15 protein-coding genes are annotated in these 13,897 nt (G+C 71.2%); 9 read left to right on the top strand and 6 right to left on the bottom strand.

Annotation, left to right across the window (positions count from 1 at the left end; translation table 11 throughout):
• The first annotated feature begins 323 nt into the window (after nt 1-323).
• Nucleotides 324-1,430: a substrate-binding domain-containing protein gene (locus AB0J12_RS36995; RefSeq protein ID WP_363269136.1), complete on the top strand. Its 1,107-nt coding sequence runs from the start codon at nt 324-326 to the stop codon at nt 1,428-1,430.
• Between the two features lie 92 nt (nt 1,431-1,522).
• Here the strand turns inward: AB0J12_RS36995 and AB0J12_RS36990 are convergent, their stop codons facing one another.
• Nucleotides 1,523-2,107: a hypothetical protein gene (locus AB0J12_RS36990; protein ID WP_363269134.1), complete on the bottom strand. Its 585-nt coding sequence runs from the start codon at nt 2,105-2,107 to the stop codon at nt 1,523-1,525.
• A 204-nt stretch (nt 2,108-2,311) separates the two neighbouring features.
• On the opposite strand from AB0J12_RS36990, the gene AB0J12_RS36985 reads away from it, so the two are divergent.
• Nucleotides 2,312-3,340, top strand: a complete 1,029-nt coding sequence (locus AB0J12_RS36985; protein WP_363269132.1) for a helix-turn-helix transcriptional regulator — start codon at nt 2,312-2,314, stop codon at nt 3,338-3,340.
• A 21-nt stretch (nt 3,341-3,361) separates the two neighbouring features.
• Here AB0J12_RS36985 and AB0J12_RS36980 read toward each other — a convergent pair whose 3' ends face one another.
• Complete coding sequence (locus AB0J12_RS36980; RefSeq protein WP_363269130.1) at nt 3,362-4,342, bottom strand: helix-turn-helix transcriptional regulator; 981 nt, start codon at nt 4,340-4,342, stop codon at nt 3,362-3,364.
• Between the two features lie 310 nt (nt 4,343-4,652).
• On the opposite strand from AB0J12_RS36980, the gene AB0J12_RS36975 reads away from it, so the two are divergent.
• Entirely contained in the window at nt 4,653-4,988 is a 336-nt protein-coding gene (locus AB0J12_RS36975) for a hypothetical protein (RefSeq protein WP_361634932.1), read from the top strand.
• A 106-nt stretch (nt 4,989-5,094) separates the two neighbouring features.
• Here the strand turns inward: AB0J12_RS36975 and AB0J12_RS36970 are convergent, their stop codons facing one another.
• A complete protein-coding gene (locus AB0J12_RS36970; protein ID WP_363269129.1) occupies nt 5,095-5,508 on the bottom strand; it encodes a TIGR03618 family F420-dependent PPOX class oxidoreductase in 414 nt (137 codons plus the stop codon).
• 152 nt (nt 5,509-5,660) lie between these two features.
• Between AB0J12_RS36970 and clpB the strand changes: the two genes are divergently transcribed.
• Nucleotides 5,661-8,258, top strand: coding sequence for an ATP-dependent chaperone ClpB (gene clpB / locus AB0J12_RS36965; RefSeq protein WP_363269128.1), 2,598 nt, complete (start codon nt 5,661-5,663; stop codon nt 8,256-8,258).
• 253 nt (nt 8,259-8,511) lie between these two features.
• On the opposite strand, the gene AB0J12_RS36960 is transcribed toward clpB, so the two are convergent.
• Complete coding sequence (locus tag AB0J12_RS36960; RefSeq protein ID WP_363269127.1) at nt 8,512-8,907, bottom strand: hypothetical protein; 396 nt, start codon at nt 8,905-8,907, stop codon at nt 8,512-8,514.
• Nucleotides 8,908-9,047: 140 nt separating this feature from the next.
• Here AB0J12_RS36960 and AB0J12_RS36955 point away from each other — a divergent pair, with 140 nt between their 5' ends.
• Nucleotides 9,048-9,578 carry a YbjN domain-containing protein gene (locus AB0J12_RS36955; RefSeq protein ID WP_363269126.1) on the top strand — a complete coding sequence of 177 codons (531 nt, stop codon included), beginning with the start codon at nt 9,048-9,050 and terminating at the stop codon, nt 9,576-9,578.
• Here AB0J12_RS36955 and AB0J12_RS36950 read toward each other — a convergent pair.
• Nucleotides 9,541-10,002, bottom strand: a complete 462-nt coding sequence (locus AB0J12_RS36950) for a hypothetical protein (protein WP_363269125.1) — start codon at nt 10,000-10,002, stop codon at nt 9,541-9,543. The two genes, AB0J12_RS36955 and AB0J12_RS36950, sit on opposite strands and share 38 nt — an antisense overlap.
• Nucleotides 10,003-10,232: 230 nt before the next feature.
• Between AB0J12_RS36950 and AB0J12_RS36945 the strand changes: the two genes are divergently transcribed.
• The gene (locus tag AB0J12_RS36945) at nt 10,233-10,682 is read left to right on the top strand and encodes a hypothetical protein (RefSeq protein ID WP_363269124.1); all 450 of its coding nucleotides are present in this window, start codon (nt 10,233-10,235) and stop codon (nt 10,680-10,682) included.
• Nucleotides 10,679-11,005 (top strand): transcriptional regulator, encoded by a 327-nt coding sequence (locus AB0J12_RS36940; protein WP_363269122.1) that lies wholly within the window; start codon nt 10,679-10,681, stop codon nt 11,003-11,005. Before AB0J12_RS36945 ends, AB0J12_RS36940 begins: the two co-directional genes overlap by 4 nt.
• A gap of 48 nt (nt 11,006-11,053) precedes the next feature.
• On the opposite strand, the gene AB0J12_RS36935 is transcribed toward AB0J12_RS36940, so the two are convergent.
• The gene (locus AB0J12_RS36935) at nt 11,054-12,250 is read right to left on the bottom strand and encodes a pyridoxal phosphate-dependent aminotransferase (protein WP_363269121.1); all 1,197 of its coding nucleotides are present in this window, start codon (nt 12,248-12,250) and stop codon (nt 11,054-11,056) included.
• A 169-nt stretch (nt 12,251-12,419) separates the two neighbouring features.
• On the opposite strand from AB0J12_RS36935, the gene AB0J12_RS36930 reads away from it, so the two are divergent.
• Complete coding sequence (locus AB0J12_RS36930; protein WP_363269120.1) at nt 12,420-12,782, top strand: hypothetical protein; 363 nt, start codon at nt 12,420-12,422, stop codon at nt 12,780-12,782.
• Between the two features lie 366 nt (nt 12,783-13,148).
• Nucleotides 13,149-13,667, top strand: coding sequence for a DUF2617 family protein (locus AB0J12_RS36925; RefSeq protein WP_363269119.1), 519 nt, complete (start codon nt 13,149-13,151; stop codon nt 13,665-13,667).
• Nucleotides 13,668-13,897 lie beyond the last annotated feature (230 nt).

Raw genomic sequence — 13,897 nt, 5'->3', positions numbered from 1 at the left:
GAAGGGGCCCGGAGGCGATCCGCCTCCGGGCCCCTTCGCGCTGTGCGCACGGCCCGGTCGAGCCCGAGCAGATGGCCGAAAACGTTCGGTCATCTGTGCTGTTCCGTGAAGGTGAACCCCCGCTCGTGAAGGGTCGGTAAAGGGTGTTTGGCGGTGAATCGGCAGGGGTTCTCCCCGCCTTCACGGACTGAGCGGAGCGTGATGTTGCCATCTCGTTAGGTGGCCGGTCTTGACGCAAGGTGGCGCTCCCGCGTTGGCTTTTCAGTCACGTGGGTCGTGCCGCTGCACCCGCGTTTCGTACCGCACCCGAAGTGAGCCCCCGCATGCGTCGTACCGCCATAACCGTGGCCGCGTCCACGATGATCCTCACGCTTGCCGGCTGCAGCATGCTCAACTCGACGGAGGGCGGCGCCACCGCGAGGCCCACGAAGGGCGATGCCGTCACCGTGGGTCTGCTGCTGCCGGAGAAGGTGAACTCCCGGTACGAGAAGTTCGACCACCCCATCATCGCCGCGAAGGTCGCCTCCCTCACCCGCAACCAGGGCAAGGTCGAGTACGCCAACGCCGAGCAGAACGCGTCCCGGCAGGCGACCCAGATGCAGCAGATGATCGACAACAAGGTCGACGTCATCCTGCTGGACGCGGTCGACTCGCACGCGATCGCCGACGAGGTGCAGAAGGCGAAGGACGCGGGCATCCCCGTCATCGCCTACGACCGCCTCGCCGAGGGCCCGATCGACGCGTACGTCTCCTTCGACAACGAACTGGTCGGCGAGGTGCAGGGCCGCACCCTGCTCGGCGCCCTCGGTGAGGGCGCCGACACCTCCGACCGGATCGTCATGATGAACGGCTCGCCGACCGACCCGAACGCGGGTCAGTTCAAGCGGGGCGCGCTCAGCGAGCTCAACGGCAAGGTGACGATCGCGAAGTCCTACGACACCAAGGACTGGGACCCGAAGAACGCACAGGCCAACATGGCCGAGGCGATCGCCGCGATCGGCGCCAAGAAGATCGCGGGCGTCTACTCCGCCAACGACGCCATGGCCGGCGGCATCATCAAGGCCCTCAAGGCGGCCGGTGTCTCCACCCTGCCGCCGATCACCGGGCAGGACGCCGAACTCGACGCGGTGCAGCGGATCGTGGCCGGCGACCAGTACATGAGCGTGTACAAGCCCTACCCGACCGAGGCGGAGGCCGCCGCGGAGATGGCCGTCGCCAAGGTGCAGGGCAGGGACATCCAGTTCGACGCGCTCGCCGGCGACACGGTCGACAGCCCCACGCAGAAGGACGTTCCGGCCCAGCTGGTCAGCGTGGTCGCCCTGACGAAGAGCAACATCAAGAGCACGGTCGTCAAGGACGGCATCTACAAGGTGCCGGAGATCTGCACCGCGAAGTACGCCTCGGCGTGCTCCGCGATCGGGCTGAAGTAGCCGCCCGCGCCTGAGCCGCCCGCGCGTCAGCCGTTGCGCGTTGGCGGTCGCAAAGCGGCCGGCACGACGAAGCCGGCCGCGGCAGGCGTCCGTCACGGCCCCGTGGCCGGGGCCAGGGGCACGAACACGCCGTCCGGGGCATGCGGGACCGTCGCACCGCTGAGGTAGCCGTCCGGGTCCCGGTCGCCGGTCACCCGCAGCCCGGTCACCCGCGCCCGCTTCGGGACGTCGTACCAGACCTCGATCTCGATGAGGTCGTGCCCGCCGATCTCGACCCGCTCGTGCTGGCGGCGCACCGCCATCGCGAAGGAGTCCGGCCGCGCAAGCGCCCCGCCGGCGCTCACCAGCCGCTGCTGCGCTGCGACGTAGGTGTGGAAGGCGGGGTCGGCGTTGCGCACCCGCAGGCGGGCGGTGCAGAACTGCCCGTCCGGCTGCGCCTCGCTGTGCGTGCCGGCCACGGCGGTCAGCCCGCACCCGAGGGCGAGCACCGTGAAGACCAGGTGCCCGTCCCGGTGCTCGCCCGGAGCGCGCGGCGAGGGGCGGGCGGAGGCACTCGGCGGCGCGCCGGCGGTCGCCTCGCACCCGGCCGCGCCCATGGCGCCGGCCAGGACGAGCGCGGCCGCCCGGACGACCGCGATCAGCGGGTACGTCGGTGTCGTACGCCCTGCACGGACCATGTCCGGCATTGTCGGGCCGCAGCTCACCGAAGGGGAGAGGTCCGGCCGTCATGGCCGCGCGGCCAAGGGCGGCGAAAGGCCGGGAGATAGCGGTACGAACCGGTGGTTTCCCTCGGTCACGCGCGCCCGAGCCGTGTTGCACCGCACGCTCCGTCCGCGCATAGTTGCGCTGCGAAGAGGCGTGAACCGGGGGTGGAGTGGGCGATGACCGGGCACGGGACGGAGGAGCACCCGCACGGTGCCGACCGACTGTGCGCGGCGGGGGACCGGGTGTACTCCCGGGCGGTGCGGCGCGGCCGGGTGCCGCGCCGGGACGCCGAGCAGGTGCCCTGCCTGCTCGATCTGGCGCTGCTGCACCCCGATCCGGACGACATGGACTGGCTGGTGCCCACCGCGCCCCAGGAGGTCATGACCCGGCTGCTGCGCGGCGTGTACGACGAGGTCGCGGACAGCCAGCGCCGGGTGGGCGCGGCGGTGGCCGCCGTCGAGTGGTACGCCGGCCTCGGTGGCCGTACGCCCGCGGCGGGACCCGGGGTGGGTGAGGGCAGCGCGATCCGGGTGCTCGACGGCCTTGCGCGGATCCAGGCGGCGATGGACGAGGCGACGCAGGCGTGCACGACCGAGGTGTTGACCGTGCAGCCGGGCGGCATCCGCCGTGAGCACGAGCTGTCCGAGGGGCTGCACCGGGCGCTGGCCCTGCGCGGCCGGGGTGTGCGCATGCGGGACCTGTACAACCACGTGGCACGGCACGGGCAGGGCCTGCTGACGTATCTGGAGCTGATGGGCGACGCCGTTCAGGCGCGCACGCTCGACGAGGTCGTGGACCGGCTGATCCTCTTCGACCGCACGGTGGCCTTCATCCCGGCGAACGCCGAGCGCACGATGGCCCTGGAACTGCGTCACCCGGCCCTGATCTCCTACCTGGTCACGGTCTTCGAGCGGTTGTGGCGCCTGGGCGTCCCGCTGAACGCGCCCATCCCCGACAGCGGCATCGAGGGCATCTCGCACCGCGAGCAGTCCATCGCGGCGCTGCTCGCGGAGGGGCACCAGGACGCGGTCATCGCCGAGCGTCTCGGCATCAGTGTCCGCACCTGCCGGGCCCACATCGCCCGTCTTTCGGAGACCCTCGGCGCGGCCAGCCGTACCCAACTCGGCGTCCGCATCGCCCAGGTGGGCCTGGACACCCCGGCCCACCTCACCTTTCCGTGCCAGGAGACCCCGTCCGTCGGATGAGGCGGCCGGGCTTGTGCCGCCTCACTGCTCCTTGTTGAGGATTCCGGACTGGGCTATCAGATAACCGAGCTGGGCCCGGCTGCCGCTGCCGAGGGCGGCGGCCAGCTTGGCGATATGGGCCCGGCAGGTGCGCACGTTCATGCCGAGGCGGCGGGCGATGGCCTCGTCGACGTGGCCCTCCACGAGCAGTTTGGCGATGGAGTGCTGGATCTCCGTGATGCCGTCGGGGGCGGTCTCGTAGGGCGCCCCGGCGCTCAGCGGCACGGCACGGTTCCACATGAACTCGAAGACCTTGATCAGGTAGCGGACGAGTGCCGGGTTGCGCAGTTCCAGGGCCACTTGCTGGTCGTCCCGGGCCGGGATGAACGCGACGGACTCGTCGCAGATGATGAGGCGCTCGACCAGCTCGTCGATCGTGCGGTACTCCACCTTGCCGTTGGCGAGCTGGCCCACGTAGGCCAGTTGCTCCAGGTTGAAGCGCACCGTGTGCTGGTAGAGGGTCCGGATCCGCACACCGCGGTCGACCAGGGCGGTGTCACGGTCCAGCCCCTGACGGATGGTGCGCTCGGTGAAGCGGTTGCTGGGCTGCACCGTGAGCATTTCGGCCTGGCACTGGGCGGTGGCCAGGTCGAGCGCCGCGTTGATCCGGTCGCTGCCTTCCAGCACGGTGATGGAATGGGTGGCCGACGCCATGTTTCCGCTCAGGGCCATGAACGGCTCAAAAGCATCGGACAGTTCGATTGCCCACCGCCGGCGCTCCGCGATCTCCCGCTCGATGGGCAGCAAACGCTGCGCGAGCGCAAGCGCCGGGGGGACCGGACGCAGCCAGTCCGGGTCGTCGGGATCGGGGTGGAGCAGGGCGAACTCCATCAGGCAAGGGGCGGGTTCCGCCTCCGAGCGGGAGATACGGCCTTCGCGGAGGGCACCGGCGTAAAGGCGGCTACCCTCCTCGCAGAGTTCGTTCGCCGCATGGGGATGTGCCGTCTTGGACCGATTCGACATCAAATCTCCACCCCCCAGGGTCCTGAACATGCAGGAACATGATGCACCGATTGTGTGGCCATGACGTGCCTGAATGAGCCATCGTCGTACTCGACGGGGGAAGAGGGGACCTTCAAGTGAGGACGAAGCCGACTATGGGGAAAAGAGTGCTTCGCTCGATACTTGTCGCCACCTTCTCCGCCGTTGTGGCCCTCGGAGCTCTGGGTGGCCACGCCGGTACGAAGGGCGACGATCGAGCGGACAGTAAGTGGCCGGCGGTGGCGGTGTCCTCCGAGTCCGTGGCTACGGCAGACGGTGCTGGGGGCAGATGATGGCGACTCCACCTGACGACCGTTCCTTCCGACGGGAAATGGCCACCGCGTACCGATCGGGCTGGCACTTCATCGATCTGGTCACCGCCATCCCCCACAACGGGGATTCGCTGATGGTGACCGTGTTCGGTGAGCCGGTCGTCGTCACGCGCGACGACGAAGGCGACGTGCGGGCGTACCGGTGTCTGCGGCGGCCTCGGGGGGCGCCGCAGCCTGTGCGGTGTGCCATCCGGTACGGAATGATCTTTGTGAACCTCGACCAGCGCGACCACCGGCTGTCGGAGCCGGACATCTCCGACGTGCGGACCATCTCGGCCACCCCCCGCAGTGCCTGACGCGATTCCCCCGTCGTAACAGATCGCTCAGGTGCTTCCCCCCGCAGCGGCGTCACCGTGACCTGAACACGGTGACGCCGCTGCAGTTTGTGCGCGTGTGCGCCGTTCATCCCCGGCCCATGGCCCGGTCCAGTTCGATCTCGATCACCACCCGCGACGGGTTCGGCGACGGCACCCGCTCGTAGCGCTCCGCATAGCGCCGCTCCGCCTCCGCGACCCGGTCGGTCTCGGTGCGGATGAAGGCGCGGCCCTCCAGCGTGGCCCAGCGCCGGCCGGCGACCTGGCAGACGGCGACCCGCGCGCCCGCGGGGCCGGCGGCCCGCACATGCGCCACCTTCGCGCTCGCCTTGTTGGTGATCACCCGGGCCAGCCGCGCCTCGGGGTCGTAGGTCACTCCGACCGGTACGACGTGCGGGGTGCCGTCGGGGCGCAGCGTCGTCAGGGTGCACAGGTGCCGTTCCCGCCAGAAGGCGAGATACGGCTCGTCCGGTGCGCCCGGGTCCTGGGGGTACGCGGTCATGGGACGCAACCTACCCGCAGCGGTGGCGGACCGCCGCCCTGTCAGCTCTCCCCTCCCTGCCTTGAGTGGAATAGACTCAACTTTGTGTACGTTGACTGAGTCAGTACGGGGAGACGGCTGACCCCAGCACGCGTAGGAGGAGAGAAGCGAACGTGGACGCCGAGCTGACCAACCGGAGCCGGGACGCGATCAACGCCGCCGGCAATCGGGCCGTGACCGAGGGACATCCGGACCTCACCCCTGCTCACCTGCTCCTCGCGCTGCTCCAGGGGCAGGAGAACGAGAACATCGTCGATCTGCTGGCCGCCGTCGACGCCGACCAGGCCGCCGTGCGCTCAGGGGCCGAGAAGGCGCTCGCCTCCCTGCCCAGCGTGACCGGCTCCACCGTCGCGCCGCCGCAGCCCAACCGCGAGCTGCTCGCCGTCATCGCCGACGCCCAGGCCCGGGCCAAGGAGCTCGGCGACGAATACCTGTCCACCGAGCACCTGCTCATCGGCATCGCCGCCAAGGGCGGTCAGGCCGGCGAGGTGCTCACCCGGCAGGGCGCCACGGCAGGCAAGCTCCAGGAGGCGTTCCGCAAGGCGAGGGGAGGGCGTCGCGTGACCACCGCGGACCCGGAGGGTGCGTACAAGGCGCTGGAGAAGTTCGGCACGGACTTCACCGCCGCCGCCCGTGAGGGCAAGCTCGACCCGGTCATCGGGCGGGACACCGAGATCCGGCGGGTGGTGCAGGTGCTCAGCCGCCGCACCAAGAACAACCCCGTCCTCATCGGCGAGCCCGGCGTCGGCAAGACCGCCGTCGTCGAGGGGCTCGCCCAGCGGATCGTGAAGGGCGACGTGCCCGAGTCGCTCAAGGACAAGCGGCTCGTCGCGCTGGACCTGGGCGCGATGGTGGCAGGTGCGAAGTACCGGGGTGAGTTCGAGGAGCGGCTGAAGACCGTCCTCGCCGAGATCAAGGACTCCGACGGGCAGATCATCACCTTCATCGACGAGCTGCACACCGTCGTGGGCGCGGGAGCCGGCGGCGACTCCGCCATGGACGCCGGCAACATGCTCAAGCCGATGCTGGCGCGCGGCGAGCTGCGCATGGTCGGCGCGACCACGCTCGACGAGTACCGCGAGCGGATCGAGAAGGACCCCGCGCTGGAGCGCCGCTTCCAGCAGGTGCTGGTCTCCGAGCCGAGCGTCGAGGACACCATCGCCATCCTGCGCGGTCTGAAGGGCCGCTACGAGGCGCACCACAAGGTGCAGATCGCCGACAGCGCGCTGGTGGCCGCGGCCACCCTGTCCGACCGGTACATCACCTCCCGCTTCCTGCCCGACAAGGCCATCGACCTGGTCGACGAGGCGGCCTCCCGCCTCCGCATGGAGATCGACTCCTCGCCCGTCGAGATCGACGAACTCCAGCGCGTCGTCGACCGGCTGAAGATGGAGGAGCTGGCGCTGAGCAAGGAGACCGACGCGGCCTCCCGTGAGCGCCTGGACAAGCTGCGCCGCGACCTCGCCGACAAGGAGGAGGAGCTGCGCGGCCTGACCGCCCGCTGGGAGAAGGAGAAGCAGTCCCTCAACCGGGTCGGTGAGCTGAAGGAGAAGCTGGACGACCTGCGCGGCCAGGCCGAACGGGCGCAGCGCGACGGTGACTTCGACACCGCCTCCAAGCTGCTGTACGGCGAGATCCCGGCCCTGGAGAAGGAGCTGGAGGCCGCCTCCGAGGCCGAGGAGGAGGTGGCCCGGGACACGATGGTCAAGGAGGAGGTCGGCTCCGACGACATCGCCGACGTCGTCGCCTCCTGGACCGGCATTCCGGCCGGGCGTCTGCTGGAAGGTGAGACGCAGAAGCTGCTGCGCATGGAGGACGAGATCGGCAAGCGGCTGATCGGGCAGGGCGAGGCCGTGCGCGCGGTGTCGGACGCGGTACGGCGTTCACGCGCCGGCATCGCCGACCCCGACCGCCCGACCGGCTCCTTCCTCTTCCTCGGCCCGACCGGTGTCGGCAAGACCGAACTGGCCAAGGCGCTCGCCGACTTCCTCTTCGACGACGAGCGGGCGATGGTCCGCATCGACATGTCGGAGTACGGCGAGAAGCACAGCGTCGCCCGGCTGGTCGGTGCCCCGCCCGGATACGTCGGCTACGAGGAGGGCGGCCAGCTGACGGAGGCGGTGCGGCGGCGGCCGTACAGCGTGGTGCTGCTGGACGAGGTGGAGAAGGCGCACCCGGAGGTCTTCGACATCCTGCTCCAGGTGCTGGACGACGGCCGCCTGACGGACGGTCAGGGGCGCACGGTCGACTTCCGCAACACCATCCTGGTGCTGACCTCCAACCTGGGCAGCCAGTTCCTGATGGACCCGCTGACCAGCGAGGCGGAGAAGAAGGAGCAGGTGCTGGAGGTCGTACGGGCGTCCTTCAAGCCGGAGTTCCTCAACCGGCTCGACGACCTGGTGGTCTTCTCGGCGCTGACCAAGCAGGAGCTGAGCCGGATCGCCGAGCTGCAGATCACCCGGCTGGCCAAGCGGCTCGCCGAGCGTCGCCTCACCCTCGACGTCACGCCCGAGGCGCTGGCCTGGCTCGCCGACGAGGGAATGGACCCGGCCTACGGCGCCCGGCCGCTGCGCCGCCTGGTGCAGAGCGCGATCGGGGACCGGCTCGCGAAGGAGATCCTCTCCGGCGAGATCAAGGACGGCGACACGGTCCGGGTGGACCGCTTCGGCGAGGGGCTGCTGGTCGGCCCGGCGACGGGCAAGACGCTCTGACGGCTCAGATGTCGGTCGTGAGGACGACGTACAGCGCCCACAGGAACCACAGGGAGAACGCAAGGGAGCCCCACCACAGGGTCCACAACCCCCACCGCACCGCTTTCGGTATGCGCATCCCCGCATCATCGCGCACACCGGGTGCGGCGGGGATCTTGCCGGCCACCGGCTGACCGGGCTTGCCGGCGTCACACGGTGAACGCCGGGAACCGCACGCGTGCGGTCGACGTGCTCTCGTAGGTCACGTCGACCGTCACGGCGTCGCCCCGGCGCCGGCGGGCGGCGGGTGGGCGTCGCTGTTCAGATTCAGGCACAGATCCGCGCCCTCGCGGCACAGCCGCGTCTCCGGCTGCTCCCGGTAGGTGCGGGTCAGCCAGCCGGTGACGTCGGACCGCGGCATGCGGAAGGTGACGAGGTAGTCGGTGTCCAGCCAGGTGCGCACCGTGCAGTCGATGTCGTACGCGCCGTCGGGCAGGCTCGCCCCGCCGAAGGCGAGGGCCTCGGTGCACGAAGTCTGCTCCGGGGCGCCGCCCAGCGGACAGTCGCTGGTCGCGAACCGCACCACCGCCGTGACCAGCCGTATCAGGACCAGTACCGGCAGGACCGCGACCGCCGCCACCAGCCCCCACCGGTTCCCTCTTCGGGGCATGCCGTGCCCTTCCCGCTCGCGGTGCTCTCGCCCGACCGGCCGGATCATGTCAGCCCAGGGCTGACAGGCCCCGTCGGGGCTTGCCACCCCCCTCCCCCTCTGGGGGAGGATGGCGGAATCCGTACGAAGGGAAATTCACGGTGACCATCGACCCGTCCTCGATTCCGAACTTCGGGGGCCAGCCCCAGCCGCAGCCGCAAGGACCGGCGGGCCCCGTCGTCCCGGATCAGGACCTCGTGAAGCAGCTCCTGGAGCAGATGGAGCTCAAGTACGTCGTCGACGACGAGGGTGACCTCGCGGCGCCGTGGGAGCAGTTCCGTACGTACTTCATGTTCCGCGGCGAGGACGACCAGCAGGTCTTCTCGGTGCGGACGTTCTACGACCGCCCCCACAAGATCGACGAGAAGCCCCAGCTGCTGGAGTCCATCGACGACTGGAACCGCCGCACCCTGTGGCCCAAGGTCTACACCCACACCCACGACGACGGCACCGTCCGCCTCATCGGCGAGGCGCAGATGCTGATCGGCATGGGCGTCAGCCTGGAGCACTTCGTCTCCTCGACCGTCAGCTGGGTGCGCGCCGCGATCGAGTTCGACCGCTGGCTCGTCGAGCAGCTGGGACTGGAGCAGGAGATCAACGACGCCGACGAGCCCGAGGAGGGCGAGGAGTAGTCCTCCCGGACCACAGGGGCGTACGGGCGATCACGGCCAGGTACGCGCCGTAGGCGAACGACAGCCCGGCCAGGGCGCCGGCCACCACGGCCGCGTGCCAGGGCCGGGCTTTCGCCGTGTGCGCCAGGGCCACGGCGAAGACGATGTGGTCGCCGTGCAGCAGCAGATGGCGCACGAAGCGCAGGGAGCCGCGCGGGAAGTCGCAGCGTGAGCCCCGCCGGCGCCGCGCGGCGAAGTAGCCGCCGAGCGGGTCGCCGGCGCGTCGGCCGACCCACAGGACATACGCGGACCGGCCGAGCGGCGCGAGCGCGGCGCCCGTCCACAGGCTGTGGGAAACTCCGCGGCCGCGCGCCGCACCCTCTCCCGGCCCGCGGCGGCACGCACCGCGGCGGCGACCGCGCACCCGTACAGCAGGGCGGCGCACCGGTGGATGCCGCAGGCGGCGGCCGCGGCCGCGGCACAGGAGCGATCAGTCGCGACGCGTCGCCGCCGAGCGGGCGCCGAGCAGCGCGAGCGGCTGGCAGGAGGCCTCCAGGTGGGTGGGGCGCGCACATGACCCGGTTGAGGGAAAGTACTTGCCGAAGTGGAAAGTAGTTCCTAGAGTGGGGTGCACGGGGGCGGACCGACCACCGCCCCGGACACGGGGAGGACCACATGACCCACAGCACGGAGCAGCCGTACGACCCGCACGCCGCCGCGGCGGCCCTGCACGCCGCGCGCGACGCCCAGGCGGCGGCCAGGGCCGCGCAGCGCACACCGCGCCGCTATGTGATCGCGCAGGCCGCCGCCTGCGCCGTCGAGTTCGCCGCCTTGGGGCTCACCGGGGTGTACGAGCAGTGGGCGGGCCCGCTGCTCGCGCTCGGTCTGGCCGGCTTCGTCGCCTTCATGGCCCTGATGTGGGCGGGCGTGAGGCACGGCGGGAGCGTGCCGTGGCCCCGGCGGGAGGGGCGCCCGACCTGGCGGATCCTGGTGCCGCCGGCCGCGACGATCGCCGTGGGCGGGCTGGCCGCGATCCCCTACGGAATGTCCGGCGCGCTGGTGGTCTTCGGCGTGGTCTGCGTCCTGGACCTCGGGCGGCGCGTCATACGAACGGAGCACGCGTGACCGACACCCCGCCACCCGCCCTGGACCGGGAGCTGCAGCATCCCACCCGGCTGGCGCTCGTCGCCTACCTCTCCTCCTGCACGGAGGCCGAGTTCGGGGTGCTCCGGGACTACTGCGGCATCTCCGACTCGGTCACCAGCAAGACCGTCTCCGCGCTGGAGAAGGCCGGCCATGTGAGCGTCCGCAAGGGCTACGTCGCCAAACGGCCGCGCACCTGGGTCGCGCTCACGCGAGAGGGGCGGCGGGCGCTCCAGGCGCACCTCGCCGCGCTGGAGGAGATCGTCACCGCCGCCCGGCGCGCGGGCGCCGAGCAGCAGGGGTGAGGACAGCCGAGCGGCGTAGGTGCGGTCGGCCGAGCGGCGGAGGCGCGGTCAGCCGGCCAGTGCCTTGAGCCGCTGTGCCGCCTCCTGCAACACCTCCGTGCGCTTGCAGAACGCGAACCGTACGAAGGGCGCGCCCGCCTCGCGGTGGTCGTAGAAGACGGCGTTCGGGATGGCCACGACGCCCGCCCGCTCGGGCAGTGCGCGGCAGAAGGCGAACCCGTCGTCGAAGCCGAGCGGGCGGATGTCGGTGGTCAGGAAGTACGTGCCGGCCGTCCGGAACACCCCGAACCCCGCTTCGGCGAGGCCCGTCGCGAGCAGGTCCCGCTTGCCGCTCAGATCCTCGCGGAAGGCCGTGAAGTACGACTCCTGCAGGTTCAGCGCCTCGGCGATCGCGTACTGGAAGGGCCCCGCGGAGACGTACGTCAGGAACTGCTTGGCCGAGCGCACGGCCGCGACCAGACCGGGCGCGGCGGTGATCCAGCCGACCTTCCAGCCGGTGAACGAGAACGTCTTCCCGCTCGAGGAGATGGTGACCGTGCGCTCCCGCATCCCGGGCAGGGCCGCCAGCGGCACATGGGCGGCGCCGTCGAACACCAGGTGTTCGTACACCTCGTCGGTCACCACCAGCAGGTCCCGCTCCACCGCCAGCTCGGCGATCGCGGTCAGCTCCTCGCGGGTGAGGACGGTGCCGGTGGGGTTGTGCGGGGTGTTGATCAGCAGCAGCCGGGTGCGGTCGGTGACGGCGTCGCGCAGTTCGTCGAGATCGAGGCGGAAGGCGCCCTCGTCGAGGTGCGGGCGCAGGGTGACCGGCACGCGCGTGCCGCCCGCCATGGCGATGCAGGCCGCGTAGGAGTCGTAGTACGGCTCCAGTGCGATGACCTCGTCGCCGGGCTCGACCAGGGCCAGCAGGGCGGCCGCGATGGCCTCGGTGGCGCCCGCGGTGACCAGCACCTCGGTGTCCGGGTCGAACGCCAGCCCGTAGTGGAGCTGCTGGTGCGCCGCGATGGCCGTGCGCAGCTCGGGGACGCCGGGGCCGGGCGGGTACTGGTTGCCGCGTCCGTCGCGCAGCGCCCGCACCGCGGCCTCGCGGACCTCCTCGGGTCCGTCGGTGTCGGGGAAGCCCTGACCGAGGTTGATGGCCCCGGTGCGCAGGGCGAGGGCGGACATCTCGGCGAAGATCGTCGTCCCGAACTCGGCGAGCCGGCGGTTCAGCAGGGGGCGGGCGCTGGAGGTCATGCGGGCCATCCTGCGCCGAAGCTCTGGAGTTCCTCAACTCTGCTTTGGGTCGCGACGGGGACGGGCATCTCCCGGTCACACCAAGAGCGGGGCGGCCGACGGGGGACGCCTCGCCGGACCCCGCCGGGCCGGCGCCCGGCGCGGGTCCACGGGGGAGACACGGAAGGAGGGTGACGCCGTGAGCGTGTTCTTCGGCTTCATCCTGGTGCTGATCGTCTTCGCGGTGATCGCGGTGGTCGTGTCCGCCGCGCGCCGCGGCCGGCGGACCACTCGGCGGCCCGCGGGCCACCACGGCCGTAGGAGTGCCGCCGCCGGCACCGTCTACGGCAGCAGCAGCGGCTCCGGCAACAGCTGGTGGGCCGGCGGGGGCGACACCGGTGGGTCGTCGTGCGGCTCGTCCTCGGGCGGGCACCACGGCGGTGGCCACTCCGGGCACGGCGGACATTCCTGCGGGGGAGGCCACTCCTCGTGCGGCGGCGGCTCGTCCTGCGGCGGCGGGTCGTCCTGCGGGGGAGGCGGATGCGGGGGAGGCAGCGGCTGACACGGGGCAGCCGAGTCTCGAACAGGGGAACGCATCCGCGCCGCGGGGCCCGGGCTCGAGTCCGGGCCCCGCGGTGAACCGTCCGACATACGTGCGGTGGGCGCGCGTACGCCTTCCGCGGGTGGGCGTACGCCGTCGTTGAACAGTTGAGCGTTGCAGCCCTCTGAGGGATGGAAACCCTCCGAAGTTGGGTAAAAACGCTGTGACGGCCGCACAGTTCATGATTCCCTCTGAGTCACCACCCCAGCCCCGAGGACGTCTCGCGCGGACGCCTGCCCGCCGGGCTGACCGGGCCGATCTCCCGGTGTCGACCGGGGTGTGACGGACCAACGCCCCCTGATCTTTGCGTGCTTGCGGAGCCGATCCATGCTCACGACCCTGAAGACCTCCTACACCGACACGCGCGCGGCCGACCTCGCCTGGGCCCTGGGACGCGAACCGCTCCCCGCACTGGCCACGCTCGACCTCGAACTGTCCGGCGCCAAACTTCAGTTGAGACTGCTCGGCGCCTCCCACCAGGTACTCCTGGAGGAGGAGCGGGGTGTGTGCTCGGAGACGGTGGCCTGTATCCCGGGCAGCAGCACACCCCTGCCGCTCGGTGTGGCCAAACGCGTCGGCGACTGGGAGTACGAGTTCGCCGCCCGCGTCGAGGTGCTCTCCCCGGGCTCCTTCGCGGGCCGTGCGCAGGAACTGCTGGCCCTGGTCTCCGACCACCCCAACGGTCTGGCCGGTGTCTTCCCGGGCAGCCCGCACGCCTTCACGGCGCTGCTGGCGCAGGGCCACGACGGTCACGTCCACTGGCGCACCTGGCACGCCTACCCCCAGGACGGCCAACTGGTGGCCACCCGCACGAGGGTCGGCGCCCGGGTACCGGCGGCGGTCTAGGCCCTGTCGTCTGGATCATCCCGGCGTCGCGGGGTCTGGTACGCACTCCCCCGAGCTCTTCGAGCAGGGGGGACCCCCACCGCGTTGGCGCCCTCCTCCGCCTTGCAGCTGCACGCACCAGACCCCGCTCGGGTCGGCCGAAAGGCACCGCACCTCACAGCCGGGATGATCCAGACGACAGGGCCTAGGAGCGTCCGCGCCGGCACCCGTACGGGTACCGGCCGTCGGCC

The organism is Streptomyces sp. NPDC049915 (assembly GCF_040656475.1).
GTDB lineage: Bacteria > Actinomycetota > Actinomycetes > Streptomycetales > Streptomycetaceae > Streptomyces.
Note: the sequence above shows the minus strand (reverse complement) of the source record. Positions and strands in the feature narration are given on the sequence as shown.

Coding starts and splice junctions, on each gene's coding strand:
- AB0J12_RS36925 (WP_363269119.1), top strand. CDS start 13,149: ATGCTCACGACCCTGAAGACCTCCTACACCGACACGCGCGCGGCCGAC.
- AB0J12_RS36980 (WP_363269130.1), bottom strand. CDS start 4,342: ATGTCGAATCGGTCCAAGACGGCACATCCCCATGCGGCGAACGAACTC.
- AB0J12_RS36960 (WP_363269127.1), bottom strand. CDS start 8,907: ATGCCCCGAAGAGGGAACCGGTGGGGGCTGGTGGCGGCGGTCGCGGTC.
- AB0J12_RS36995 (WP_363269136.1), top strand. CDS start 324: ATGCGTCGTACCGCCATAACCGTGGCCGCGTCCACGATGATCCTCACG.
- AB0J12_RS36990 (WP_363269134.1), bottom strand. CDS start 2,107: ATGGTCCGTGCAGGGCGTACGACACCGACGTACCCGCTGATCGCGGTC.
- AB0J12_RS36970 (WP_363269129.1), bottom strand. CDS start 5,508: ATGACCGCGTACCCCCAGGACCCGGGCGCACCGGACGAGCCGTATCTC.
- AB0J12_RS36985 (WP_363269132.1), top strand. CDS start 2,312: ATGACCGGGCACGGGACGGAGGAGCACCCGCACGGTGCCGACCGACTG.
- AB0J12_RS36935 (WP_363269121.1), bottom strand. CDS start 12,250: ATGGCCCGCATGACCTCCAGCGCCCGCCCCCTGCTGAACCGCCGGCTC.
- AB0J12_RS36945 (WP_363269124.1), top strand. CDS start 10,233: ATGACCCACAGCACGGAGCAGCCGTACGACCCGCACGCCGCCGCGGCG.
- AB0J12_RS36975 (WP_361634932.1), top strand. CDS start 4,653: ATGGCGACTCCACCTGACGACCGTTCCTTCCGACGGGAAATGGCCACC.